At 61.6% G+C, this 24,260-nt stretch carries 22 protein-coding genes, 1 pseudogene and 1 riboswitch; of the genes and pseudogenes, 14 read left to right on the top strand and 9 right to left on the bottom strand.

Going from position 1 to position 24,260, the window contains the following annotated elements:
• Window positions 1-3 precede the first annotated feature (3 nt).
• The 3 genes from DLM86_RS33290 to DLM86_RS33045 all read left to right on the top strand — a co-directional run bounded on the left by DLM86_RS33290 (window position 4) and on the right by DLM86_RS33045 (window position 979).
• Window positions 4-138, top strand: coding sequence for a WCX domain-containing protein (locus DLM86_RS33290; RefSeq protein WP_484216275.1), 135 nt, complete (start codon window positions 4-6; stop codon window positions 136-138).
• Between the two features lie 187 nt (window positions 139-325).
• Window positions 326-838: an acyl-CoA thioesterase gene (locus tag DLM86_RS25495; protein WP_211326590.1), complete on the top strand. Its 513-nt coding sequence runs from the start codon at window positions 326-328 to the stop codon at window positions 836-838.
• Between the two features lie 18 nt (window positions 839-856).
• Window positions 857-979 carry a hypothetical protein gene (locus DLM86_RS33045; protein ID WP_281272196.1) on the top strand — a complete coding sequence of 41 codons (123 nt, stop codon included), beginning with the start codon at window positions 857-859 and terminating at the stop codon, window positions 977-979.
• A gap of 29 nt (window positions 980-1,008) precedes the next feature.
• On the opposite strand, the gene DLM86_RS25500 is transcribed toward DLM86_RS33045, so the two are convergent.
• Together DLM86_RS25500 and DLM86_RS25505 are read right to left on the bottom strand one after the other, a co-directional pair.
• Window positions 1,009-2,232 (bottom strand): MFS transporter, encoded by a 1,224-nt coding sequence (locus tag DLM86_RS25500; RefSeq protein ID WP_110842895.1) that lies wholly within the window; start codon window positions 2,230-2,232, stop codon window positions 1,009-1,011.
• Between the two features lie 4 nt (window positions 2,233-2,236).
• Entirely contained in the window at window positions 2,237-3,292 is a 1,056-nt protein-coding gene (locus DLM86_RS25505) for an ROK family transcriptional regulator (RefSeq protein ID WP_110842896.1), read from the bottom strand.
• A gap of 255 nt (window positions 3,293-3,547) precedes the next feature.
• Here DLM86_RS25505 and DLM86_RS25510 point away from each other — a divergent pair, with 255 nt between their 5' ends.
• The 9 genes and pseudogenes from DLM86_RS25510 to DLM86_RS25550 all read left to right on the top strand — a co-directional run bounded on the left by DLM86_RS25510 (window position 3,548) and on the right by DLM86_RS25550 (window position 14,841).
• Window positions 3,548-4,336, top strand: coding sequence for a nucleotidyltransferase domain-containing protein (locus tag DLM86_RS25510; protein ID WP_110842897.1), 789 nt, complete (start codon window positions 3,548-3,550; stop codon window positions 4,334-4,336).
• 59 nt (window positions 4,337-4,395) lie between these two features.
• Window positions 4,396-4,722: pseudogene (locus tag DLM86_RS25515) on the top strand (LysR family transcriptional regulator); the annotation flags it as partial.
• 254 nt (window positions 4,723-4,976) lie between these two features.
• Window positions 4,977-8,159, top strand: a complete 3,183-nt coding sequence (locus tag DLM86_RS25520; RefSeq protein WP_158289663.1) for an alpha-mannosidase — start codon at window positions 4,977-4,979, stop codon at window positions 8,157-8,159.
• Between the two features lie 88 nt (window positions 8,160-8,247).
• Window positions 8,248-9,858 (top strand): MDR family MFS transporter, encoded by a 1,611-nt coding sequence (locus DLM86_RS25525; RefSeq protein WP_110842899.1) that lies wholly within the window; start codon window positions 8,248-8,250, stop codon window positions 9,856-9,858.
• Window positions 9,859-9,908: 50 nt separating this feature from the next.
• Window positions 9,909-10,583 carry a response regulator transcription factor gene (locus DLM86_RS25530; protein ID WP_110842900.1) on the top strand — a complete coding sequence of 225 codons (675 nt, stop codon included), beginning with the start codon at window positions 9,909-9,911 and terminating at the stop codon, window positions 10,581-10,583.
• Window positions 10,580-12,100, top strand: coding sequence for a sensor histidine kinase (locus DLM86_RS32855; RefSeq protein WP_245954910.1), 1,521 nt, complete (start codon window positions 10,580-10,582; stop codon window positions 12,098-12,100). The genes DLM86_RS25530 and DLM86_RS32855 overlap by 4 nt, the downstream gene beginning before the upstream one ends.
• Before the next feature lie 189 nt (window positions 12,101-12,289).
• Window positions 12,290-13,015 (top strand): Na-translocating system protein MpsC family protein, encoded by a 726-nt coding sequence (locus DLM86_RS25540; RefSeq protein WP_245954911.1) that lies wholly within the window; start codon window positions 12,290-12,292, stop codon window positions 13,013-13,015.
• A 115-nt stretch (window positions 13,016-13,130) separates the two neighbouring features.
• On the top strand, window positions 13,131-14,075 hold the full coding sequence (locus DLM86_RS31810) for an ATP-binding protein (RefSeq protein WP_158289664.1): 945 nt from the start codon (window positions 13,131-13,133) through the stop codon (window positions 14,073-14,075).
• Between the two features lie 22 nt (window positions 14,076-14,097).
• Complete coding sequence (locus DLM86_RS25550) at window positions 14,098-14,841, top strand: Na-translocating system protein MpsC family protein (protein WP_110842901.1); 744 nt, start codon at window positions 14,098-14,100, stop codon at window positions 14,839-14,841.
• Window positions 14,842-14,854: 13 nt separating this feature from the next.
• Here the strand turns inward: DLM86_RS25550 and DLM86_RS25555 are convergent, their stop codons facing one another.
• Complete coding sequence (locus DLM86_RS25555; protein WP_110842902.1) at window positions 14,855-15,316, bottom strand: hypothetical protein; 462 nt, start codon at window positions 15,314-15,316, stop codon at window positions 14,855-14,857.
• A 162-nt stretch (window positions 15,317-15,478) separates the two neighbouring features.
• Window positions 15,479-15,955, bottom strand: coding sequence for a DnaJ family domain-containing protein (locus DLM86_RS25560; RefSeq protein WP_158289665.1), 477 nt, complete (start codon window positions 15,953-15,955; stop codon window positions 15,479-15,481).
• 144 nt (window positions 15,956-16,099) lie between these two features.
• Between DLM86_RS25560 and DLM86_RS25565 the strand changes: the two genes are divergently transcribed.
• On the top strand, window positions 16,100-16,732 hold the full coding sequence (locus DLM86_RS25565; protein ID WP_211326586.1) for a uracil-DNA glycosylase: 633 nt from the start codon (window positions 16,100-16,102) through the stop codon (window positions 16,730-16,732).
• Window positions 16,733-16,770: 38 nt separating this feature from the next.
• Window positions 16,771-17,844 carry a polysaccharide deacetylase family protein gene (locus DLM86_RS25570; protein ID WP_110842905.1) on the top strand — a complete coding sequence of 358 codons (1,074 nt, stop codon included), beginning with the start codon at window positions 16,771-16,773 and terminating at the stop codon, window positions 17,842-17,844.
• A 43-nt stretch (window positions 17,845-17,887) separates the two neighbouring features.
• Here the strand turns inward: DLM86_RS25570 and DLM86_RS25575 are convergent, their stop codons facing one another.
• From DLM86_RS25575 to DLM86_RS25595, 5 genes are all read right to left on the bottom strand, one after another.
• Window positions 17,888-18,676: a 3D domain-containing protein gene (locus DLM86_RS25575; protein ID WP_110842906.1), complete on the bottom strand. Its 789-nt coding sequence runs from the start codon at window positions 18,674-18,676 to the stop codon at window positions 17,888-17,890.
• Between the two features lie 9 nt (window positions 18,677-18,685).
• Window positions 18,686-18,862: riboswitch (cyclic di-AMP (ydaO/yuaA leader) on the bottom strand.
• 36 nt (window positions 18,863-18,898) lie between these two features.
• Window positions 18,899-19,480 (bottom strand): DNA-3-methyladenine glycosylase I, encoded by a 582-nt coding sequence (locus tag DLM86_RS25580; RefSeq protein WP_110842907.1) that lies wholly within the window; start codon window positions 19,478-19,480, stop codon window positions 18,899-18,901.
• Between the two features lie 46 nt (window positions 19,481-19,526).
• The gene (locus DLM86_RS25585) at window positions 19,527-21,260 is read right to left on the bottom strand and encodes a hypothetical protein (RefSeq protein WP_110842908.1); all 1,734 of its coding nucleotides are present in this window, start codon (window positions 21,258-21,260) and stop codon (window positions 19,527-19,529) included.
• Window positions 21,261-21,376: 116 nt separating this feature from the next.
• Entirely contained in the window at window positions 21,377-22,966 is a 1,590-nt protein-coding gene (locus DLM86_RS25590) for an extracellular solute-binding protein (RefSeq protein WP_245954912.1), read from the bottom strand.
• A gap of 298 nt (window positions 22,967-23,264) precedes the next feature.
• Entirely contained in the window at window positions 23,265-24,134 is an 870-nt protein-coding gene (locus tag DLM86_RS25595) for a carbohydrate ABC transporter permease (protein WP_110842909.1), read from the bottom strand.
• Window positions 24,135-24,260 lie beyond the last annotated feature (126 nt).

Consider the following 24,260-nt stretch of genomic DNA (forward strand, 5'->3'; position numbering starts at 1 on the left):
TCCTTGTTTCCGGACTGGGCGGTCGGGTTCTTTACGGGATTGGGGCCGGACGCTAGCGTCATCCGCCCCGAATCGGTTCGGGAGGGGATCCGGGGACGACTGAAGCGGCAGTTGGACATGTATGCGGCACGAACGTGAGGCCTGATCGCGGCCGCGTGCGGAGGTCCTCTCTCGCCAAAGGACGGTTGAATCGTTCCTCGGGCCAGCATACAATGTCAGTAACGGTCGCCTGACGAAAAATCGGGCTCATGGCGCGGATTTTTCGCGGATCGGGCATCCTATAACCCGAATACTATCCGCATGCGGGGAAGGGCGTGATTTCATGGTGGAGCAGCGGTTCGTGAAGGAATCCCGGTGCTACAAGACGTTCCGCGTATTTCCGACGGACGTGAACAATTACAATACGCTGTTCGGCGGCAAGCTGATGGCCTATATCGACGACATCGCCTCCATCTCGGCCGCCAAGCACAGCCGATGCTCGGTCGTTACCGCGTCCACGGATTCGGTCGATTTCCTGTCACCCATTCCGATGACCAGCTCGGTATGTCTCGAATCGTTCGTGACGTGGACGGGGCGCAGCTCGATGGAGGTGTTCGTCAAAGTCATTACCGAGGATCTGATGAGCGGGGAGCGGAAAATTGCGGCAACGTCGTTTCTGACGTTCGTCGCCTTGGACGACGAGCTGAAGCCGAAGCCGGTGCCGAGGGCGGTACCGGAGACGGAGGAGGAGATCCGGCTGCACGAGACGGCGACGGTTCGCGCGGATATGCGAAGACACCGCCGGGACGAGAGCAAAAAGTTCGCCGATGTGCTGACGACGACCTACTCCTGGGAATAGGGCGCGGGTTTATACCCGTTGCAGGATGGCGCGCTCGAGACGAGCTTCGGCCGGGCGCAGGCGGCGATGGAGGCGGAGCCGGCCGGCGCCACGCTCGAAACGATCGTCCTCGATATCGCGCGGCGCGAAGGCATCGGCTGATTCCGCCCCGATTCGCTCCGCTCCTTTCTTCAAGAGGGAAGGGCGGCGGATGGCCGTTTCCTCCCCAGGACGGCGTTCAGCCGTTCCGTAAGCAGCAGCATGGCCCCGGCCGATAAGACAAGATAGATCGGGAAAATCCCGATGGACGAGAAGCCGGCAACCCATCCGAGAAGCGGCGGCATCAACGTGCTGCCCGTGTACGCAACCGCCATTTGGTATCCCATAAGGGTGGAAGCGTTCGACTTGCCGAAGCGGACCGGCGTCTCGTGCAGCATGCACGGGTAGATCGGTGCCAAGCCGAGGCCCGCGATCAGAAATCCCGCCAGCGCGAACGAAGGTGGCAGCGGCAGCAGCAAGACGATCACCCCGGTCAACGCCACGACCTGACCTCCCCGAATGAGCAGCCGGTTGTTCACTTGGAACGTGATGAAACCGGTGACGAATCTCCCGACGGTAATGCCTGCATAATAAAGGGACACCCATTTCGCCGCCGTGTCTGCGGGCAATTCGTGTTCGCGGACGAGAAAGCTGCTTCCCCAAAGGCCGAGCGTGGATTCAACCCCGCAATACAACAAAAACGAAAGCAAGGCAAGCTTTACGCCCTTCGCTTTGAGGGGCTTCGCGGCGCCATTCCCCGAATCGTCCGCCGATGCCGACACCGACACCGCTTCGGTCGAAGCGCGCTCCGCGGTCCCTCGTCCAAGGGAGCGGCGGTTCCACAACGGTAACGACGCCAGCAGCACCGCCACCAGCAGGCACTGAATGCCGGCAACCGCCAAATAGCCGTCCCGCCAAGCGGCTTGCTGCGAGATAAAGTGCGCCATAATCATAGGACCGGCGGTCGCGCCGACTCCCCAGAAGCAGTGCAGCCAGCTCATATGATGCGCCTTGTAGTGCGCGGCCACGTAATGGTTCAGCCCGGCATCGACGGAGCCCCCGCCTAGTCCGAGCGGAATGCAGCACACGATCAGCCAGAAGACGGACGGGACGAAGGCGAAGCCCAGAAGCGCGCCGGCCGTCATGACGCAGCTGAAGAGCGTTACTTTTCCGGTCCCGAATCGACGTAGCAAGGCTCCGCTCGAAAGACTGGAGACGATCGTCCCGCCGGCAATGACCATGAAGAGCACGCCGGCCATTCCCAAGGGCGCTTGCAATTGCGGCTGCATGGCGGGCCAAGTCGCGCCCAGCAAGGAATCGGGCAAACCGAGACTGATGAAGGCCAAGTAAATGATCACAAGCAATATCGTTCCCATGCGTCTACCTCTCGCTTCCTATTCGATCCGATCTTGCCGGCGCGGCAATCATCAGCTCGATGCCGAGCTGCCGCAAGCCGTATAAATAGTCTTCTTTCCAGTCGCTTGCCGTAAGCTTCGGGAGATGCTCCCGGGGGAAGTAAGCCGCGCTTCGTTGCGCAATGCTCTCCAGTAGGATGGGGTCGACCTCGTTATCGCTGAAAATGAACGTGTCGGGGTTCAATATGGCCGAGATCGCGGCCACCAACCGGCCGACCGCGTCGACCCCGTCTCCCTCGTTCCACCGCGGGCTTCCCGATGCTTCGCTTCCGGTCAGCGCCTGCAAAAAATTCCGGTCGTCATATTGTGGAACGAACGATACTTCTCCCGCGAAAAACGTACTGCCTCGCACCACGTCTCCGTTGACCAGAATGCCTGCGCCCGGACCGTTCTGGCCGAAATAAAGGTAAACCATCGTAGGAGGGCTCGCGATGCTCCGCTTCTTGTAATACCCCCGGACGGCGGCGTTCATATCGTTCTCTACGAGGACGGGAATGGAAAATCGCGCTTCGAGATACCTCTTCAGGTCGAAACCGCGATAAGTCTCATACCCGGGAGTATAGATGATGCGGCCGTTGTCGACGGATGCGGGCACTCCGATCGCCAAAGCGCCTACCGATGGGTGGGAATCGACGACGGATTCGACGAAGGCCGCCAGCTTCTCCACGCCTTCCGTCAGAAAACTCGAAGTGACGTCCGCGTCCTTTATTTCGCCGAAACCGTTGTATAGCGTAAAATAGGTTTCCGTCTTCTCCAAAATAACGGCAAGTCCCAGCCGATAATCCGGATTGTAGGCGTAACGCTGCGCCCTTCGTCCTCCGCTCGATTCGTCGAGTCCGACGAGGGACAGCTCCCCGTCGTTCTCCATTAGGGTTAGAAATTTGCTTGCCGTCGGGAAGCTGATTCCGAGCCTTTCGCTTAGCTCCGCCTTCGTCTTGCTCCCCTCGTTAAGCAGGACCGCTCTTATTCCGCTCCGAATTCGTTGGCCGTTCTCTTTCGGGTTCGCGGGACGCTCGATCATGAAGCTATCACCTCCGATAACTTATTAAACAGATTTAATAAGTGCTCATTCATCATAACCGAAAAGGACGGCAAAGAGAAGAGCCGCATTGCCGTTACCTTTGCCCCAAAAAGCCCGAGGGACCGGTCGAACGGTGACATTCGGTGTCACCGTTTCCTGCTGCGATAATCGGGAAAGTCATTGACGTTCCTGTACCTTCAATGTTACGTTGTAATAATACCCATTTTATGGGTCTTATTTTAAGGAGTGTTTGGCATGAAGTTACCCGTCCATGAACGATTCATTGAGAAGGCTGTGGAGTGTTTACGCCAAGATCGACGATTTACAGGTCTGCTTGCGGGCGGCTCTATGGTGTACGGTGCAATGGATGAGTATAGCGATCTGGATTTGATCGTGGTCTACCGGGAAGAATTCCAAGGCGAGATCATGGAACAACGCCTTCGTATTGCGGAGAGTCTCGGCCACCTGCTGTCGGCATTTACCGGCGAGCACGTAGGCGAGCCCCGTTTGCTTATTTGTTTATACGGACCCGAGCCGCTCCATGTCGATCTCAAATTCGTACAAGCGCGGGAGCTTGGATCCCGCATCGAAAATCCGCGCATTCTTTGGGAAAGAGGTTCCGATATTACAACGGTGCTGAACCAAACAACGCCGAAACCCCTTTGCCTTGATCCGCAATGGATCGAGGATCGCTTCTGGATCTGGATTCACTATGGAGCAACGAAGCTGGGGAGAGGCGAGTTGTTCGAAATCATAGATCTTCTAACCTTTATGCGAAGCACCGTATTGGGGCCGCTGGTGCTCATTCGGAATGGACGGCAGCCGCGGGGAGTCCGAAGACTGGAGAAGTACGGTGCCGAAGCGCTGGAAGAGCTTAAAGAAACGGTTCCTTCCCACAGTTTTGAAAGCTGCTACCGGTCGTTAAAGATTACGATACAGATGTACCGACGTTTACGGCAAGATTCGGACCTGGTAAAGAAAGAGGAGGCGGAACGCGTCGCCGTCGAGTATCTAGACCGAATATACGCAGCCGGCGAGCAATAAGAAGGGATTGATGTACACAACGAACAGTTGCCGCATTGCAGCTGCTCGGGTCGCAAGGAATGCGAGGCGGCCTTGGGCATTGGAGCTTCTTCAGCTTGAAATACTTCCGAACGGTAGCCCGATTGGAGCCTATGACCGAGGCTGCGGGGGAATTGTATATTACGCAATCCTCGTTGAGCAAGACGATTCAACGATTGGAAGAGGACTTGGGCGCCTCCTTATTCGACAGAAGCAGAAGCGGTCGCAAGTTTCGGCTCAACGAGTTCGGACATTGCTTTCTTCAGCGTGTGGAGAGGGCTTTGTTCGAATTGGAGGAAGGGCGACGGGAAATCGCCGACATGACCGGCGCCGGTCATGGTACGCCGGCATTGGCTGTCAACACGGCTTACATGCGCGAACAACAAGCTTCTGATGTACAACCCATCATAAGGAACATGCTGCATCGATTCAAACGCGTTTGAATTTATACAGCGATTGACTGGAAGGAATACCGAAACGGTTGCGAATCGGTATCCCCGGTCTCCCGACGGGATCGATCTGTCAACCGTTCGCCATGCCGGGAGAAGCGGGCCTAAGCGGGGCATACTGAGAAGCGTATATGCCATTTTGCCGCAAAGGCGCGAAAGGTTGGAGAATGTTCATGATAGTGGCCGAACCGAAAATCGCCAAGCAGCTGTCCGAGCTGAAGCCGCTGATCGTCCGGGAATCCCGGGAGTTGACCGCATTCCGCATGATCGAGCAAGACGTTCCCGGTGCGTACCGCCCCGATTTCGACGATTCGGGCTGGCGCGATTTCCGCGTCGGGGACGAATGGGGCGGCTACGACGTAACGGCCTGGTTTCGCGGCATCGTCGAGGTGCCGGACGGCTGGAGCGGCGAGAAGGTCGCCCTGCAGCTGCGCGTCGGCCCCCGCGACGGCGGAGAATCCGCAGCCGAGGCGCTGCTGTACGCCGGCGGGGAGCCGCTGCAAGGCATTGACGAGCATCACGAGGAGGCGTGGCTTCCGCCCAAGCTGCTCGCCGAAGGCCGGTTCCCGATTGCGATCAAGGCGTGGAGCGGCGTGCCGAACGTCCCGGAGCGGCGCCGCTTCCGGACCGCCCGGCTTGTCCGGATCGACGGTTCCGCCGAGCGGTTTTACTACATGGCGGATACGGTGTTGAAGGCGGTGGACGAGCTGGCGCCGGAAGACTTGAGAAGGACGCGGCTGCTTCGCCTGCTCGACGATTCGATCCGCAAGCTCGATTGGCGCCAGCCGCAGTCGAACGCGTTTTACGAATCGGTCGGCGAGGCGCTCGCCTTCTTGTCGGACGGGCTCGCCGGCTTGGCCGAGACGAAGGAAATCCGGCCGAAGGTAATCGGCGTCGGCCATTCGCACATCGACATGGCTTGGCTGTGGAGGCTTTCGCATACGAGGGAGAAGGCCGCACGCACGTTCTCGACCGTTCTTCATCTGATGAGCCAATATCCCGAATTCCGTTACCTGCACACGTCGCCGCAGCTGTACCGGTATTTGAAGGAGGATTACCCGGAGCTGTTCGCCAAGGTGAGGGAAAAGATCGCTTCCGGCGAATGGGAAATATCCGGCGCCATGTGGGTCGAGCCGGATACGAACGTGCCGAACGGCGAGTCGCTCATCCGCCACATTTTGCTGGGCAAAGCGTTTATCCGCGACGAGTTCGGACAGGAGACGAACCTCGTCCGGCTGCCGGACGTCTCCGGCCATACGTGGGCGCTGCCGCAAATCGTCCGCAAAAGCGGCATCGAGCGGCTGTTGACGTCGAAGACGAGCCGGAGCTCGTTCAACCGGTTTCCGTACGACACGTTCGTCTGGAGAGGCATCGACGGAACCGAGCTGCTGACCCACTTCGTCACGACGCCGGAGGAAGGGGGCTCCTGCTCCACGTACAACGGCAGTGTCGACCCGCGTTCGGTCAAGGGGCTCTGGGACGAGTACCGGCAAAAGGACGTCAACGAGGAGCTGCTGCTCCCGTTCGGCTGGGGAGACGGCGTCGGCGGGCCGACGAAGGACATGCTCGAGGCGGGCCGGGCGCTCGCAAGCATCCCCGGCCTGCCGCAGTTCGAGTTCGGCAAGGCGGAGCCGTTTTTCGACCGGCTCGCGAAGCGGCTCGAGAACGCGGAGCTGCCCGTCTGGGACGGCGAGCTGTACCTCGAATCCCGTCGCGGCACCTATACGTCGCACGGCTGGATCAAGCGGGCGAACCGGAAGGCGGAGACGCTGTATCACCACGCCGAATGGTTCAACGTCGTGGCCGATTTGCTGACGGGCGGAGACGGGTACCCCGCCGAGGCGCTGCGGAAAGGGTGGGAGCTGCTTCTCCTGAACCAGTTTCACGACATTTTGCCGGGCACGTCGCTCCGGCAAGTGTACGAGGACGCCCGCGAGCATTTTCGCGAAATCGCCGATATCGGGGAGAAGGCGTTGGATCGCGCCGAGCGCGCCTTGCTCGGCAAGCTCGGGCTGGAGCGGGACAGCGTCGTCGTGTTCAACAGCTTGTCCTGGGAGCGGAGAGGTGTCGTCGAGCTGCCGCTGACCGAGGCGGTCAACGGCAAGACGATCCTCGGTTCGGACGGCTCGCCGGCCCGCACGCAAATCGTCGAGGAGGACGGCGGCGAGCTGCTGCTCGTCGAAGTGGAGGACGTGCCCGCGATGGGCTACGCCGCTTACGCGCTCGTGGCGAGACCGCTGCCCGACGTGCCGTCCGGCTCCGCCGAAGGTGACGACCGGGGCGGCGGTAGAGGCGATAACGAGCTGAACGTGAGCCGCGATTCGCTCGAAAACGCGTTTTTCCGCATCCGTCTGAACGAACAGGGCCAAATCGAATCGCTGTACGACAAGAGAGCGCGGCGCGAGGTGTTGGCCGAAGATCGGCCGGGCAACGTGCTGCAGACGTTCGAGGATCGGCCGCTGCGGTTCGACGCGGGGGATATCGACATCGATTACCGCGAGAAAATGACCGAGATCGGAAAGCTCGCGGAAGCGGTCGTCGAGGAGGAAGGGCCGGTGCGCGGCGTCCTTCGGCTCGTCTGGACGTTCGGCGATTCGCGCATCGTGCAGCGGCTGACCGTGTACCGCTCTGTCCCGCGCATCGATTTTCGCACCGAGGTCGACTGGCGGGAGAAGCGGACGCTGCTGAAGGCCGCATTCCCGGTCGACATCCGGGCGACCCGGGCGACGTACGACATCCAGTTCGGCGCCATCGAGCGCCCGACGCATTGGAATACGAGCGGGGATAGGGCGCGCTTCGAAGTATGCGCCCACAAGTGGGCCGACTTGTCCGAGGGCGGCTACGGCGTCAGCCTGCTGAACGACTGCAAGTACGGCTACGACGTCAAGGACGGCGTCATGCGCCTGACGCTCATCAAGTCGCCCGTCCTTCCGGATGAGACGGCCGATCAGGGGCGCCATACGTTCACGTACAGCCTGTACCCGCACTTCGGGGATTGGCGGTACGGCCAGACGCCGCGCGCGGCTTACGACTTGAACGTGCCCCTGCAGGCGGCCGTCGCCGGACCGGGCAGCGGGGCGCTGCCGTACGCGTACAGCTTCGTATCCGTCGACGCCGACCACGTCTTCGTCGAGACGGTGAAGCAGGCGGAGGCCGGCGACTGCGCGATCGTGCGCGTCTACGAGGCGATGCAGTGCCGCAACGGGGCGGTAACGCTCCGGTTCGGCCAAAATATCCGCAAGGCGGCCGAATGCAATTTGGTCGAGGAGGGCGAGGAGCAGGTCGAATTCGCCGGCGCCGAGCTGACGTTCCCGATCCGGCCGTACGAGATCAAGACGTTCAAAGTCTGGTTCTGACCGCGGCGAATAAGTTCATATTCAGTTCATAGAACCCGGTTATAGTGTTCCCATCGACCTTAAGGAAGAAGAAGGAGTGGGAACGATTATGACCAATGCAAAACCGAAAGTCGGTCTCGTCTTGACCGGCCTGCTGCTGGGGATGCTGCTCGGGGCGCTCGATCAGACGATTATGGCGACCGCGATGCCGACCGTCATCCAGCAGCTGGGGGGCTTGTCGCTGTACAGCTGGGTGTTCTCGGTCTATATGCTCGCCTCGACGACGAGCATGCCGATCTTCGGCAAGCTGGCCGACCTATACGGGCGGCGCCGCATCTATATCGTCGGCATGGCGCTGTTCATCGGCGGGTCCGCCTTATGCGGGCTCGCGACGAACATGACCGAGCTGATCGTCTTCCGCGGCATCCAGGGCATCGGCGCGGGCGCCTTGATGCCGCTCGCGATTACGATTCTCGCCGACATCATGCCGCCCGAGCGTCGCGCCAAAATGCAAGGGATATTCGGCGCCGTCTTCGCGCTATCGAGCATCGTCGGCCCGGCGGCGGGCGGCTTTATCGTCGACCGTCTGAGCTGGAATTGGATATTTTACGTGAACCTCCCTATCGGCCTCGCCGCCATCGGCATCATCGCCGTCGCGCTGAAAGAGAATCGGACGGCCGGCAAACGCTCGATCGATTGGCTCGGCGCCGTCCTGCTCAGCGGCTCGATCGTCTCGATCCTGCTCGCGCTCGTCTTCGGAGGCGGTACGGGCGAGGCGTCCACGAGCTACGGCTGGGGCTCCATGCCGGTGCTCGGCCTGTTCGCCGCCGGCGCGGCGCTGCTCGCCCTGTTCCTCTGGGCGGAGACAAAGGCGAAGGAGCCGATTTTGCCGCTCGACATGTTCCGCAACCGCGTCATTACCGTTTCGTACGCGGCCGGCTTCCTGATGAACGCGGCGATGTTCGGCGCGATTACGTACATCCCGCTTTACGTGCAGGGCGTCATCGGCGTCAGCGCCTCGCTCGCCGGCTACATTCTGACGCCGCTCATGCTGTCGGTCGTCGTCTCCTCGATCGTGTCGGGCCGGCTGCTGGCGAAGGTGCCGTTCCGCGTCTTGATCGCCGGCGGGTTCGCGATCATGGCCGTCGGCTTCTGGCTCATGTCGACGATGGACGTCGATACGACGAAGACGACGGTCGTGCTGTACATGATCGTGGCGGGACTCGGGATGGGACCGCTCTTGCCCGCGATCAATACCGCCGCTCAGGAAGCGGCCGACAGCCGGATGCGCGGCGTCGTCACCTCGTCCGTCCAATTTTTCCGTTCGATCGGTGGGACGATCGGCGTCAGCGTTCTCGGCGCCCTTTTGTCGGACCGGCTGAACGACGGCTTATCCGGGCTCGGCGCGAAGCTTGCGCACATTCCGGCCGACAAGCTCGCCCACATGGCGAACCCCCGCCTGCTGACCGACAAGGCGGCGATGGCGGCGCTTCCGCACGAGGTCGTCGCGGAGCTGCAGCGTTTGTTCACGGGTGCCGTCACCGGGCTGTTCCTGGCCGGCGCGGTTATCGTCGCGATCGGCATCGTCGTCAGCTTCTTCATGGGCAACGCCAAGCTGTCGCGGGAACGGCACGCGGAGCGAGGCTCCGTTCCGGGCGCCTCGCCGGGATCGGCGGTCCGCGAGCCGGACGTCGCGGCGAAGAGCGCGGAGCTCGTCTGAGCGAGAAGCATGGTGTATGCTAGAGGAAAACGGAGGAGGGGGCGAAGGCGATGACCAAGCTGCTGATCGTCGACGACGACCCGCATATTCGCGAGCTGGTTAAGCTGTTTTTGGAGCGGGAGGGGTTCGAGGTCGCGGAGGCGTCCGACGGCAACGAAGCGCTTGCCGTGATGGCGTCGGCGCCGGTGGAGATGGTCGTGCTCGACGTCATGATGCCGAACATGGACGGCTGGGAGCTGTGCCGGGAGCTGAGGGAGCATTACGACCTCCCTCTGCTCATGCTGACGGCCAAAGGGGAAACGGCGCATAAAGTGAAGGGGTTCGAGCTGGGTACGGACGATTACCTCGTCAAGCCGTTCGAGCCGGCCGAGCTGATCGTCCGCGTCAAGGCGCTGCTCAAACGGTATCGCATCGCGACGTCCCAGACGGTTCAGGTGGGCGAGCTGTCGCTCAACCGGAAAACGTACGAGACGGTCGTCGGGGGCCGTGCGGTGACGCTGCCGCTGAAGGAGTTCGAGCTGCTGTTCAAGCTGGCGAGCTATCCGGGCAAAACGTTTTCGCGCGACCAGCTGATCGAGCAAATATGGGGGTTCGATTACGAGGGCGACGAACGGACCGTCGACGTTCACGTCAAGCGGCTGCGGGAACGGTTTCCCGAAGAACGCCATTCGTTCAAAATCAGCACGATCCGCGGACTCGGCTATCGGCTGGAGACGACGCCATGAAGCGGGGGCCGGAGTTCGACCATGGCGGAAGCCCGCCCGCCGGCGTGAAATTGATGCAGAAGCCGCCGCTATCCAAAGTCGCGCAAGCGATCCTGCTCCTGTTCCTCGTCTTTTACGGAATGTGGACGGTCGCCTACGCGGCTTCTTCGCTCATCCATAGCCGCGCGGACAAAGAGGCGCTGTGGGGCGCCTTGCTCGAGGAGCTCGATACGCTTTCCGCCGTCCGGGAGGAAACCGGGGGAGAAGCCGGACCGTGGGCGGACCGGCTCGCCCGCACGATGGGCATTCGCGCGGGCTGGCTCGATCCGCAAGGCGCCGGACGATGGTACGGCGAGGAGCCTTCGCCGTTGTCGGAAGGCATAGGCGCCGCCGAGCTGGAACGCGTCTATACGGGAGACACGGTCCGCAAGCTGGAGAGGCCGAACCCGTTCCGCAGCGGCATCGCGACAGTCGGCCGATCCGTACCGATCGGGCAGGGCGGCGCGAGAGCGGCGCTATTCGTTCAGGCGGAAGCGCCCGGCTTGTTCCACGGCTTCGTGAAACAGCTGACGCCGCTATTCCTCATCAACGCGATGCTGCTGCTGATCGGCATCCTCGCCTTCATTCACGGCACCCCGCACCGGATCCGATTATGGACGACGGTCTTCGGCGCTCTGAACCGGATCGCGAAGGGGGACTACAACGTGACGATCGACATCGAATCGATGCAGGGCCGCAAGCCGAGCCGTCGTTTCCGCCGGGGCGGGAAGGGCGGGGGGCAGCGGAACGACTTCATTCAGCTGACCGAAACGATCAACGACATGGCGGCCGGCTTGAAACGGATCGAGCGGATGCGCCAGGAGTTCGTCTCGAACGTCTCGCACGAAATCCAGTCGCCGCTCACCTCGATCGGCGGCTTCGCGCGGGCGCTGCGAAGCGGCAGCCTGACCGACGAGGAACGGGAGCGGTATTTGTCCATCATCGAGACGGAGACGGGACGGCTGTCCAAGCTGAGCGACAACCTGCTCAAGCTGACGTCGCTCGATTCCGAACGGCATCCGTTCGAGCCGAAGCGGTACCGGCTCGACAAGCAGCTGCGCCGCGTCGTGCTGGCGTGCGAGCCGCAATGGGATGCCAAGCGGCTCGAGATGGACGTCGAGCTTCAGCCGACGGAAATCGCCGCCGACGAAGATTTGATGAGCCAAGTATGGACGAACGTGCTGCACAACGCGATCAAGTTCACCCCGGAAGGCGGAACGATTCGCGTCCGGGTCGGGAGCGGTCAGGGAGAAGCGGTCGTCGCCGTAACCGATACGGGCGTCGGGATGGCCGAGGAGGATCGGCTGCATGCGTTCGAACGGTTTTACAAAGCCGACAAGTCGCGCAACCGGTCGGCGGGCGGAAGCGGCCTCGGACTGGCGATCGCGAAGAAGATCGTCGACATGCACGGCGGGGCGATCCGGTTGGACAGCAAACCGGGAGAAGGGACGACCGTCACCGTGGCGCTTCCTTTCTGGGATCGGCAAGCGAGCGGCTGACGCCGATAGCGGCTTTCGCAAACCGCGCTTCGCGGGCGTCCCCCGACGATATCGTGCGTCTGTATGAAAGATGCCCGTATATGGCAATCTAAAATGCGGAGAACCGTTTGCAATTCAGACGGCTCATGATAAAATGAGGGGGATCGACGATTGGAAGTCGTCGGTTTTAGCCCCGCGGGGGAACGAAGCATGGACGCGCAAGCGGATATGAAGGCGGAGCCGATTCATCGGCGGCTCCAGTATATAAGCAGCTATACGGGCAAGCTTTTACGGCAAAAGTTCGGGCGCGGACCCGAAGCTTGCTTCGCTTTTGCGGGAGGCCCGTTCCTTCTTATCGAAATCGGCGGCTTCGTAACGCCGATGGAGGAAGCGCTCTTCCGTCAAGGGCAGTCGATCGCCGTCGACACGGTTCGCCAAGCGATCATGACCGGTATTCTGGAAGAGCTGAAAGGCGTTATTCAATCGATGCTGGAACTGGAAGTTCGGATGATGTTCCACGATTGGAATTTTCCGAACAACTCCGGGCTGATCGCCGCCGCTCTCGATCGGGAGCTGCCGACCGAGGCGCCGAAGACGCCGTCCTTCGAGCCGGACTACCGGTTGGTCGAGCACGAAGTGAGCCGGCTGAGCGCGCTCGTCCAGAAAGTTCCGGAAGAAGTGCGCACGTATCGGATCAATGAACGGTTTTGCGTCGTCATTCGCAGAGGGATTCTGGTCCCGATCGAGAAGGCGCTGATCGCCAAAGGCTACGAGCAAGAGCTGCTGAATACGAAGGACGATTTGGAGAAGACCTACTTTCACCGGGATGGGACGTTTTCAGACCTTTTCCGCGCGCCGGTGGCCGACATTTTTCTCGACTGGTCGTTTCCGAACGATCTCGGGTTCATCTGTTTCGTACTTGAATCTCGAAGGTAAATGTGTGAATTTATTGCGCTTCGCAAATAAACGTCACTTACATGACCTAACTTTTCGCCCGAGGGGCCGAAGGTTAGGTCTTTTTATTTGCCTATCCGAAAGGGGATGCTCCGCCATGCTGCATAACCGTACCCGCTTCCCGAACGTACCGCTGCCGATCTGGCTGGCGGCCGCGGCGGTCCTGCTCGTCGCCGCCGATCAATATGCCCTGTACCGGCCCGTCCGGCCATGGGGAGAGGCGGTGTGGGAATCGCTGCTTCATGCGGCGGGGACCGTAGTCGTCGGTTGGGCGGCTTATCGGATCGGCCGGGGGCGGAAAGCTGCCGGTTTCCCGGCGGGCGAACGGGACGAGCTGACGGTGAGCCGCCGGAAGCTGGAGGAGTCCGAGAAGCTGACCACGATCGGCGTATTGGCGGCCGGAATCGCGCACGAAATTCGCAACCCGCTAACGAGCCTGAGAGGCTTCGTCCAGCTGCTGAAAGCGGGAGGAGCTTCCTACACGGATATTATGCTGTCGGAAATCGACCGGATTAACGGGATCGTCGGGGAGCTTCTGCTCATCGCCAAACCGAAAGAAGCGAAGGTCGAGGATGTGGACGTCAACCGGCTTCTCGAACAAACGGTACAGTTCATGCTGCCCCAAGCGATGCTCTCCGGCGTTCGGATCGAGCTGAGGACGGATGGAGCGTTGAACGGCGTTTCCATTCGGGGGGACGAGAATAAGCTGAAGCAGGTGCTGATCAACGTCATCAAGAACGGGATGGAAGCGATGCCGAAAGGCGGGACGATCGTCGTAGCCGCGGAGCGAAGCGGAGAAGAAGCCGCCTTATTCGTCACCGATTCGGGGACGGGCATGGCGCCGGAGCTGCTCGAGCAAATCGGACGGGCCTTTTATTCGACGAAGGAGGAAGGCACCGGTCTCGGACTAATGGTATGCAGCAGCATCGTAAAGGAGCACGGGGGTACGATCGAGTTCGACAGCGCGCCTGGAGACGGCACGACGGTACAGATCCGGCTTCCCGCGGACATGAGCGCGGAAGCCCCCGCACCTGGACGATAAACGATTTGGAGGAGACGGACAAGTGAAGGAATCGAAGCAAGCGCAGCAGCCGCCCGCTCCCTCGCAGCCGTTGCAGCACATGCAGCAAACGATCGGCAGCTACGTGGGCAAACGGCTGCGCGATACGTTCGGCAAAGGGCCCGAATCGGTTTTCGTGTCGATCGGGCATACGTACATTGCGATTTATTTGCGAAATTTTATGGCTCCGCCCGAACGCGTGCTGCTGGAGCAAAAGCAGGAGGCGATCGTCCGGCGCATGCGGGATTATTTGATGAAGCCGCTGCTGCCGGATGTGGCGGATTATATCGGGACGGTCGCGGGCATCCGTCCGAACGAGGCTTTTTACGACTGGGAGCTGTCGAACCGCAGCGGGATGATCGTATTCGGCTGTGGCGATCCGATCGCGGACAGTCCGCCGCCGGACGGCGATTATCCCGGCAAGGAGGAGGTGGAACGCGAGCTGGCCTCCGCAGGCGTGCACCCGCTGATCGATCGGGACGGCGTCCGCTCGTTCGAGATCAACCCGCGTACCATCGTCGCGATCCGCCACGGCATTCTCCTTCCGATCGAGAGGGAGCTGCTGAGGCTCGGCCACGGCGAATCGTTGAAGGAGCTGAAGCGGTCGATCGAGAAGCAGCGTCCGGACCGCCGGATGGCGTTCGAATCGGCCCTTCGGCGCACGGTCGTCGATCTGTTCGTCGACTGGGATTTCGAGCGGGACAAGGGCGTCTTCGTGTTCGTGTTGAGTCCGAAGCCGCCGCGGTAACGCACCGGACGAATCAATGCGGTCTGCGTCTGCGGAAAAGCCGGACGATCACGAGGATGACGGCAATCCATATGACGAAGCTGAACAAGGATAAGACGGGAAAGCCCAGCGAAAAGCCGGCGAACGGATTGAACAAGGAGCCGAGTATCGTGCCTAGCGCCAAGCCTCCGAACATGCCCCCGAGAAATCCGCCGAAGCCGGTCCGCGGAGCGGGCGTCGTGCGGGGAGCGGTCGGAGTGCGCGCGGCATTGTCCGGCCGGGCGGGCGTCGTCCGGTTGACGTTGCCTGTACCGGCGCCGGCACCGGGATTGTACGTGCGCGGCGGCGAACGGTAGCTGCCGCGCTTCAGCGGGTGCAGCGTGCCCGACTCGTCGCCTTCTTCTTGAACGGCATCGGCCGTCTCCCCTCGGACGATCGGCGTCGAGCAGCCGAAGAGCAAGGTAGCCGCGAGCAGTGCGGTTAAAAGTCGTTTCATGGAATGAGTCACACCTCCACCCGTAGCGTACCCTAACCCGTCGAGAACATTCGAGGGTGTCCGAGGGGGCCGCGGTAGAGGAAACGGCAAGACCGCCGAAACGTTGGACGTTCGGCGGTCTTGCCGTTTTCAAGCTCTTGAAAAGTGATCCGCAGGCTATGCCTACTTCCACTTTTCGAATTCCGCCTCCAGCGTGTGCTTCGTCACCTTGCGGCGGTGTAGGGAAAGGCTGGGAGCCTGGACGTTCATCTGGACGATTTTCCGGTTAATATCGTGAATGTGCTCGTCTAAAGCCGGATGATCGGGATCGGCTCGCAGCAGCTCGAGCGCGTACTCGATCGAGGTTTGGATATCTTGACGCAGCATGATCCATGGAGGCGGTACTTTGGCATTTTTCAAAATCGACGTGAGCACGTCTTCCGTCGGGACTTCGATCGGCCGCCCTTTGCCGGGCAAATCGTCGAAGCCGCCGTTTTTGCGGCAGTTCTCGAACGCTTCGTCCAGCCAATCGTTCATTCGTTTGTAATGAAGGCTGGCCACGTGGCGGTCTTCGAACGTTTCCGCGGGAAGCGGAACGATCGGTCGGTCTCCGGGAACGAATTCGCGGTCGGACGGGCTGCCGCGTCGGCGATCGGCCATTGTAATTCCCCGCTTTCGTCGTCGTATGCACGCTCTTCGCCCCAAGCTTAGCGCAGCCGGCCGCATGCGTCAAGGCGAGGAAGCCCGGACGGCTCGAATTGTCGCAAAACGTTCATACTAACGGAGGAACAGGAGGGGATACGCGTGGCGTTCGAGCCGATCATTTTCCCGGAGGAGCGTCCTCCGGAGCATGCCGCCTTATGCGACCGGTGCGAGCTGTCGGGACATCGGAACCGGGTCGTCTGGGGGGAAGGCAACCCGGGGACGTCGCTCGTCGTGCTGCTCGACAATCCGGGGGCGCGGGAAAACCGCGAAGGCGTCCCGTTCGTCTGCGGCACGAGGGAAACGCTGCAGCAAGCGGCGGCCGAAGCCGGATTCCGGCCCGACGAGCTGTATGTAACGTATGTCGTCAAATGCCGACCGCGCAAGGCGTACGACAAGCCTGCAGCGCGGCGGGCGTGCTCGGCGCACCTGTCGTTTCAGCTGATGCGGATGCGCCCGAAGCTGCTGTTCTGCTTGGGCAACGTCGCCTTGCAATCGTTTCTCGGCGATCCCGAGGCGGAAGTGAAAACGATGCGGGGCTCATGGATCGAACGAGCGGGCATGGCGGTCGCCGCCTCGTACCATCCGCTTGCCGTCCGGCGCCGACCGGTGCTGTACGCCCACTTCTTGGAAGATTGGCGCCGAGTCGCGGCGCGGTACCGGGCCGAAACGGCGGCCGGCTCGCTTGCGCAGGCCGGCAAGGCGGATAATCCGCCGTCTCGTCAACCATACTAACCCTATTCGTGTGATCCACTAACGGGGAGGGAACGCCTATGAAGCGTCTGATCGCCATCGCCGCCGCAGGATGCGTCTTGCTGACGGCGGGCTGCGGGCAGCGGGCCCCTTCGGCGGACGAAGGAGGAGGCGCCGGCGGGCCGTCGTCGTTCGCGGAACGGGCCGTTCCGGCTCCCGCTCCGGGGGAGCCGACGGCCGGGCCGGACGGAGCCGCTCTTCCGGCTCCCGGCGGCCCCGCCCCGCTCTCCGCGGACGGCCGGACGTCCGGGACGCAGCCGAACGCGGCGGCGCCCGTTCCGACGCCGGCACCTGCGCCGGCCCAATCGGTCCCGGCCCCCGAACCGGCCAAGCCGAACGCGAAGGCGGAAAAGCCACGCCAGCGGGGGCCGGCCAAGCCCGAGCCGAAGGCGCCGGCCGTCAGCGTGCAGAAGTCGCAGTCCTCGGCGGCCAAGAAGCTGTCGCTCTCGGAGCTGAGGGCCAAATACCCGGAAGCGTTCAAGGTAAGCGGGGCATCAAAGGAGCGTAACGTCGCGCTGACGTTCGACGACGGCCCGGACGACCGGTTTACGCCGCAGGTGCTTGACGTTTTGAAGGCGCACGGCGTGAAAGCGACGTTTTTCCTGCTTGGCAAGCGGGCGGAAGAACACCCGGACATCGTCCGGCGGATCGTCCGGGAAGGACATGCGATCGGCAATCATTCGTACCGCCACCCCCAATTTCCGAAGCTGACGGTGGACCAATTCGCCCAAGAGATCGAGCAAACCGAGGAAGTGCTGAACCGGTTGACCGGCTACCGTCCCAAGCTGCTCCGCCCGCCGTACGGCGCCATCGACGAAGAGCAGCTCCAGTGGGCGAAGAGCCGGGGATATATGATCGTCAATTGGAACGTCGATTCGCTCGATTGGAAAAACCTCGGCGAGCAGCAGGTGTCCGGCAATATTTTGGGCCATGCGAAAGCCGGCTCCATCGTGCTTCAGCATTCGGCGGGAGGGGACAAGCAGGATTTGAGCGGAACGGTCAAGGCGCTGCCCGGCATTATCGCCAAGCTGCGGGAGCAGGGGTACGGACTCGTCACCGTTCCGGAATTGCTGCATTTGTCGAAAAGCAAGTAGAGCCGCGAGCGATGTCGCGGCCCTTTTGTTGTTCGGGGAACGGTTATTCGAGCACGTAAACCGTCACGTTTTGGAAACCGAACGTTCGGGCTTCGTCCGGCGATCCCGGCACGTAGATGTCGATCCGGTTGTTCTGGATCGCGCTTCCGGTATCGACCGCCTTGGCGACCATGCCGCCCTCCGGCAGGCCGTCGTACCGATAGCCGGTCACGTAAACCGTCGATCCGAGCGGGATGACGTCCGGGTCGACCGCGATCGTGCCGACCTTGAGCGGATTGCCGAAGTAATCGACGGCGCCGAAGCCGCCGTTTTCCGTGGCGCTGCCCGTATAGGCCGAAGCTTGCGCCTCGATCGTTTTCTTCGGCTCGACCTTCTTGCCTGCCACCGCCACCGCTTCGCTTTTCGCGGCTGGGGCTTTTTTCGCGGCAGGCGCTGCGGAAGAAGCAACCGCCGCCTTCGGCTTCTGCTTCGGCTGGGCCGGCGCAGACTTGGCCGGCGTCGCTTTCGGCGCGGCCGTCGGGGCGGCAGCGGCTGTAGCGGCTATGGCGGCCCGATCCGGCACGGACAAGGTGGTCGCCTGTACGAGAAGAGCGGCCATTTCCGCCGCGGCGAGCTCCGGCTGAAGCAACGGTTCCGCTTGTGCCGCTTGCGCGGCGGAGGAATGCACGTCTTTCCAAATCGAGAAGTAATCTTGCTGGAACGCTAGCGGCAGCCAGCGGGCTTGCAGCTCCGGCATATAAGGACGGCCCGTCGCATGGGCGTTCGAGCCGGACAATACGAACAAAACGAAACCGCCCGCAAGCAGCGCGCGCTTCCAGGTGCATTTCGGCATTACGGCAATCTCTCCTTTTATGTTCGCCTACGAGGTTAGTTGTCGGGTTCGGGTTGAGGATACAACCCTACGCGGCTTACAGCCCGCGATTCACCCCGAACGGCTAACGGCTTCCGGTTTTCCGGCGCCGCCCGTATTGATGCGTCCCCCGCACATCAGGCTTCGAAGTTTCGGCTACTTGTAAAAGGCTACCATACCCTTGCGGACGAAGAAAACCCTCAATTATTGGAAATCGGCCAGCTCCGCATGGCGAAAGCAGCTCGTGACGTGATCCTGCACCATGCCGGTCGCCTGCATCAAAGCGTAGCAAATGGTGGGGCCTACGAACGTAAATCCCCTTTTTTTCAAATCTTTGCTCATCGCCTCCGAGATCGGCGTCGTCGCGGGGACGTCTTTCAGCTCCGCCCACCGGTTTCGGATCGGCCGGCCGTCGACGAACCGCCATAAGTACGCGTCGAACGTGCCGAACTCCTCCTGCACGCGCAAAACCGCCCTGGCGTTGCGAACGGCCGATTCGATTTTGAGCCGGTTGCGGACGAGTCCTTCGTTCGCGAGCAGCTCGGCCCTTTTCATCTCGTCATAGGCGGCTACCTTCGCCGGGTCGAAGCCGTCGAACGCCTCCCGGTAATGCTCTCGCTTGCGCAAAATCGTATACCAGCTCAGTCCGGCCTGGGCGCCTTCGAGCACGAGCCGTTCGAACAACGCCCGATCGTCGTGAACCGGGACGCCCCATTCGCGGTCATGGTAATCGATGTACAGCTGGCTGTCGTTCACCCAGCCGCAACGTGTCGGTTGCTTCGTCATCGCGGTCGATCCGCCTCCTTCGTCCCGTCCAGTATACCATGTCCGTTCAGGAGGGGAGCAAGCGCAGCGTCGTCGTCCATCGGACGATCGCGCCGGTTTCGAGCGGCGCCGGAAGCTCGATGACGATTGGCGCCGAAACGCCGCTGACGGACAAGAGCGATCGCGTCAGCTCCATCTCCATCGACGTCGATTCCGGACAGGTCAGTTCGTAGGAGGCGTCTCCGAACCGAAGCTGCAATCCGCCTTCCGGCCGAGCGGCGACAAGGAGGGCGTCGCGGCCGTCGTGCACGAGCACGGGGACGATGTGGCGGCACGACCGGAGCGGGCGCTTCGCCTGCAGCTCGTAGCTCCAGCGGATCGCATCGCCGGCGACGGCGATCGTCTTCGTGCATGCCAGCGCGTCGCGATCGTCGATCAGCCGGATGCCGTCTTCGACAACCGTCCATTCCGCGTTCGTCTTCCGGTCGGGAAACGTCTCGACTCCCGCTTCGTCGGTGACGGCGTAGCCTTCCCAGACGCCTTCGCGGATGAGTCTATCGACCGGGACGTGGGGGCCGGGCAGGCGAGCCTCCGGAATCGGGACACGCCGGCTTTCGAGCCGGAAATGAAAGCCCTGCATCGCCGGCGCGTATTGCCGGTTGTGCATGCGAAGGGCGCAGCCGAAAAAGCCGCCGCCATTCCGGAAAAAGGCGTAGCCGCTGGCCGGATCGACGAATCCCCCGTCTCTCGCCGGGACGAGCGCTTCGGCGCCGGACAGGCGCACCCGGCGGGCGAGCATCCGCTCGGCGACCGCGACCCCGGTGAGCCCGAGCAGGTTGTACATGTTCAAGTGCGTATACGATTCGTATCCGGTTCGCAGCGAATGGGGGAGACGGTTCGGCGTGCAGCCGTACGTTCCGTCATCGTGCCGGTAAGGCAGCCAGCTGGCGAAGGCTGCGGCGACCGAAGCGCCGTACCGTTCGCCTTCGGGATCGGCGTAGGCGAGCAGAGCGGTAAGCGCTCCCCAGGTGAACGTCTGGTAGCTGCTCCGCTCGACCATCGCGAACGTCCCGTCCGGGGTGATCGCCCGTCCGAGCCAGTCGACGCCCCGCCGGACGATCCGCTCCGCCTCGCTTCGGGTCGAGGCGTGACGCTCCGGCCACCGTTCGACGACGGCGAACGCGCTAGCGAGCAAAAACAGCGTGAACGCATGATAGGCGATCGGCATGCCGTCGTGGCTCATCTTCTCGTCGACCTCGTCGTTGATAAAGCCCGATTCGAGCTGCGCCTCCGCGATAAACGACAGCCGATGAGCGAGCAGCCTTTCGTCGGCGGGACGCAAGCCGAGCGCGTCCGCGTACAGCTCCATCGCCCATTGCAGCGCCGCGCAGTTCGTATTGACGACGGCGCAGTCGTCCTCGTAAGCGGCGAACGCCGCTCCGTGCCGTCCGATCAGTTCGACGCGAACGTTCGGCGGCGCGAGGAGCATCGCCATCAGCCCGTAATGGTACAGGAACACGCGGCAAAACGGGCTGACGCCGGCCTTGTCGGCGAGCAGCTCCGCGGTGCGGGCCAGCATGGCGTCGAGCGGATCGGCCGCTTCCGGCGCGTCCCCGTTCCGGCATACGGAGGCGAGTACGGAGGCGGCGTTCGCCGGCGCGTAATTTTCGCTGTAGATCGTCTCGTACGGATCGGGCAGACGCCCGTCCGGCGTCATCCAGCCGCGAATGACCGGTACGGCGTCGCGCAGCGTCTTGCGCATGCGGCCGATCGCCGCGTCGATGTCGAAAGCGTGTTTCATCGTGGTTTGTCGGGCTCCTTTCGCCGCCCAAGGCGCCATACGTCCGAACGGCGCCTTCCCGGTGCGGGCTTGCCGACCGGAGAGGCGCCGTCCGGCTTATGGCCGGCTGGGACGGGTTACTTTTTCGCGGCTTTGATGCCGTCGTTGATTTCTTTCATGATTTGGGCGCCGCCGCGGCTTTTCCATTCTTCGGCGACCTTGTCCCAATCGGCCATCGGGCGCTGGCCGGAAATCATTTTCGTCTGCTCGCCGAGCACGAATTTATCGAGCTCCGACCCTTTGGCTGCCTGCGTTTCCGAGTAGACGAGATAGGACGGGTCGTCGTACGGCGTTTTGTTGTATGTTTTTTCCATTTGCTCGATCGTCGCGATGAACGCCTGCATTTCTTTCGAGTTGTACGACGCTTTCGAGTATTCGTTCGCCTCGTCGCTCGGCGCCCACGGCTTCCAAAATTCGTGGCGCTGCAGCATGTACTGGATCGGCGTATTCGCTTCCTGGCCGGCCTTCGGCACCGCCTTGCCGTCGACCATCTCGTAGCCGACGCCGTTGCCGCCCATGATCCAGTCGAACTGCTGGTTTTGCGGATTGCGCTGGTCGACCGGAATGAACTGGCGGCCGTAATCGAGAATTTCGAGAATTTTCTTCACTTTGTCCGGATCGTCCTTCAGCTTGGCGGACAGTGTCGTGAGACCGAAGAAGCCTCTCCCTTTCGGGTTGCCCTGGGAGCCGTCCGGCGCCTTGAAGAACGGGATCGGCGCGACCTTCGCCGTCGGATTGACCTTCAGCAGCCCCGTGTAATATTCCTCGACCATCCCCGTCGGCGTCCCGATGAAAATGCCCGCCTTGCCGGAGTAGAACTCCTTGTTCGTCTGCGCCCAGTTGAGCACGGCGAAGTCTTTCGTCACCGCGCCTTCCTTGTACGCCGCGGCGAGCGTCTCGATCACTTCCTTTCGGCCCGGGCCGATCAGGCCGGGCATGAAATTGCCGTCCTTGTCCTTATGGTACCACGCCGGCGACCAATATGCTCCCATCGCGTGCGTAGGCGAGATGTCCTGACCGAGCGCGAAGCCGTACGTATCGTTTTTGCCGTTCTTGTCCGGGTCGTTTTTCGTGAAGGCGATGGCGACGTCGAGCAGCTCCTTGTAGTTCGTCGGCATTTTCAACCCGAGGTTGTCGAGCCAGTCTTGGCGGATCGTGCCGGAGAACGTGTACGTCGGCGCATACATCGGGATGCTGTAAATTTTGCCGTTGACGCGGAACTGGTCGTAAATCGTCTTCGGCACCGCCTTGAACGTCGCATACTTGTCGATATAGTCGTCGAGCGGCAGGAAGGCGCCCTGCTTCGCCCATTTGTAGTAGTTCGCGTCGAGATCCTTGATCGCCACGACGTCCGGCATGTCGCCCGATGCCATGATGACGTTCAGCTTCTCCTTGTAGTCGGATTGGAGCACGAATTGGGCCTTGATGTTGGCGCCGAACTTTTGCTTGATCGCTTCGACGCCTTTGCCGTTCGGGTCCGGGAAAATGGTGTAGGCGAAGTTCAGGAAGCCGATGTCGTGCACTTTCTTGGGCGCGTTCGCGTCCCCCGTCTTCGGCGCGCCTGCGCCTCCGTCGTTGGCGGCTTTGTCTCCGCCGCCGGAGCAGGCGGCCACGGCCAGGGCGAGCGTCGTTACGGACGTCAGGCTGGCGAATGTTTTTCCTTTCACGAGCGGACACCTCCGATGGGATAGGAATGGTTGCCGGCCGGCAGCCCGAGTTTACCGGGCGTTTGCGATCGGGCCGGTTTGCTGTAAGAGCGTGACTTGTCGAGCGCAGCTGGCCGAATGTGCGTACGTAACCGAACGAATGTACCTTTTTTGAACGGATTGGCTTTGCCAGTGCGCTTTGCTGAATGAATATACTTGCCGATCAGATGTACTTGGACGAGCGAACGTACCTTTTGAACGATCGTGCCCTTTTGAACAAATGTGCCTTTCCGAACCAGCTTAACCCCCGCGTGACCAATCATCCTTTGACCGAGCCGATCATCACCCCCTTGGCGAAATGCTTTTGCAGAAACGGGTAGACGATCAAAATCGGCACCGTCGCGAGCAATATCGCGGCCATCTGGATCGTCTCCGCCGGAGGCGGCTCGACGAGCGTCTGCTCGGTCAGCAGCGAGCTCGTGTCGTTAACGACGACGATTTGGCGCAGCAGCACTTGAATCGGCCACAAGTTCGGGTTGCTCAAGTACAAAATGCCGGAGAAGTAGGAGTTCCAATGCATAACGGCGTAGAACAGGCCGAACGTGGCGAACGCCGGCTTCGACAGCGGGACGATGATGCGGCTGAATACGGTGAATTCTCCGGCGCCGTCGATCAGCGCGGCTTCGTTCAGCTCCTCGGGAATGCTTTTGAAAAATTGACTGAACACGATCAAGTTCCACGGGCTGATCAGCACCGGGAGAATGAGCGCCCACACCGTATTGAGCAGCCCGGTCGCCTTGACGATCAAATACGTCGGGATAATGCCCGCGCTGAACAGAAACGTAAACAGCACCATGAACAGAAACACCCTTTGACCGAAAAACGGTTTGGCCAGCGCATACGCCATCGTCGACGTGAAGACGAGATTGAGCGTCGTGCCCAGCGCCGTAATAAGGACGGTGACGAGCACCGATTTGACGAATTTGTCGTTGGCCAAAATGTACTCGTACGCGTCCGTCACCCAGCGGTCCGGCCACAGGATGAAATCTTTGCTCAAATATTCCTCCATCGAGGAAAACGAAACCGAGAAAATGTACAGGAACGGCACGACCATGGCCGCGGCGATGACGAGCAGCAGGAGCGCGTTCAGTCCGTCGGCCGCCCGGTCGAGCCACGTTCGGTGATGCATGGGCGCCGCACCTCCTTTCGTAAGATCGAGCGTTGGAGTAAGTATCCGGGGTCCCCGAAACGTAATCGGAATAAGCTGCAACGGATTGCTTCACTTTTTGGGGCGCAGAATCCGGGGTCCCCGAAA

This window comes from Paenibacillus flagellatus, from assembly GCF_003217775.1.
GTDB lineage: Bacteria > Bacillota > Bacilli > Paenibacillales > NBRC-103111 > Paenibacillus_AB > Paenibacillus_AB flagellatus.

Coding starts and splice junctions, on each gene's coding strand:
- DLM86_RS25570 (WP_110842905.1), top strand. CDS start 16,771: ATGAAGCGTCTGATCGCCATCGCCGCCGCAGGATGCGTCTTGCTGACG.
- DLM86_RS25585 (WP_110842908.1), bottom strand. CDS start 21,260: ATGAAACACGCTTTCGACATCGACGCGGCGATCGGCCGCATGCGCAAG.
- DLM86_RS25500 (WP_110842895.1), bottom strand. CDS start 2,232: ATGGGAACGATATTGCTTGTGATCATTTACTTGGCCTTCATCAGTCTC.
- DLM86_RS25505 (WP_110842896.1), bottom strand. CDS start 3,292: ATGATCGAGCGTCCCGCGAACCCGAAAGAGAACGGCCAACGAATTCGG.
- DLM86_RS25560 (WP_158289665.1), bottom strand. CDS start 15,955: ATGGCCGATCGCCGACGCGGCAGCCCGTCCGACCGCGAATTCGTTCCC.
- DLM86_RS25520 (WP_158289663.1), top strand. CDS start 4,977: ATGATAGTGGCCGAACCGAAAATCGCCAAGCAGCTGTCCGAGCTGAAG.
- DLM86_RS25530 (WP_110842900.1), top strand. CDS start 9,909: ATGACCAAGCTGCTGATCGTCGACGACGACCCGCATATTCGCGAGCTG.
- DLM86_RS25555 (WP_110842902.1), bottom strand. CDS start 15,316: ATGAAACGACTTTTAACCGCACTGCTCGCGGCTACCTTGCTCTTCGGC.
- DLM86_RS31810 (WP_158289664.1), top strand. CDS start 13,131: ATGCTGCATAACCGTACCCGCTTCCCGAACGTACCGCTGCCGATCTGG.
- DLM86_RS25580 (WP_110842907.1), bottom strand. CDS start 19,480: ATGACGAAGCAACCGACACGTTGCGGCTGGGTGAACGACAGCCAGCTG.
- DLM86_RS25540 (WP_245954911.1), top strand. CDS start 12,290: ATGGACGCGCAAGCGGATATGAAGGCGGAGCCGATTCATCGGCGGCTC.
- DLM86_RS25525 (WP_110842899.1), top strand. CDS start 8,248: ATGACCAATGCAAAACCGAAAGTCGGTCTCGTCTTGACCGGCCTGCTG.
- DLM86_RS25595 (WP_110842909.1), bottom strand. CDS start 24,134: ATGCATCACCGAACGTGGCTCGACCGGGCGGCCGACGGACTGAACGCG.
- DLM86_RS32855 (WP_245954910.1), top strand. CDS start 10,580: ATGAAGCGGGGGCCGGAGTTCGACCATGGCGGAAGCCCGCCCGCCGGC.
- DLM86_RS25575 (WP_110842906.1), bottom strand. CDS start 18,676: ATGCCGAAATGCACCTGGAAGCGCGCGCTGCTTGCGGGCGGTTTCGTT.
- DLM86_RS25510 (WP_110842897.1), top strand. CDS start 3,548: ATGAAGTTACCCGTCCATGAACGATTCATTGAGAAGGCTGTGGAGTGT.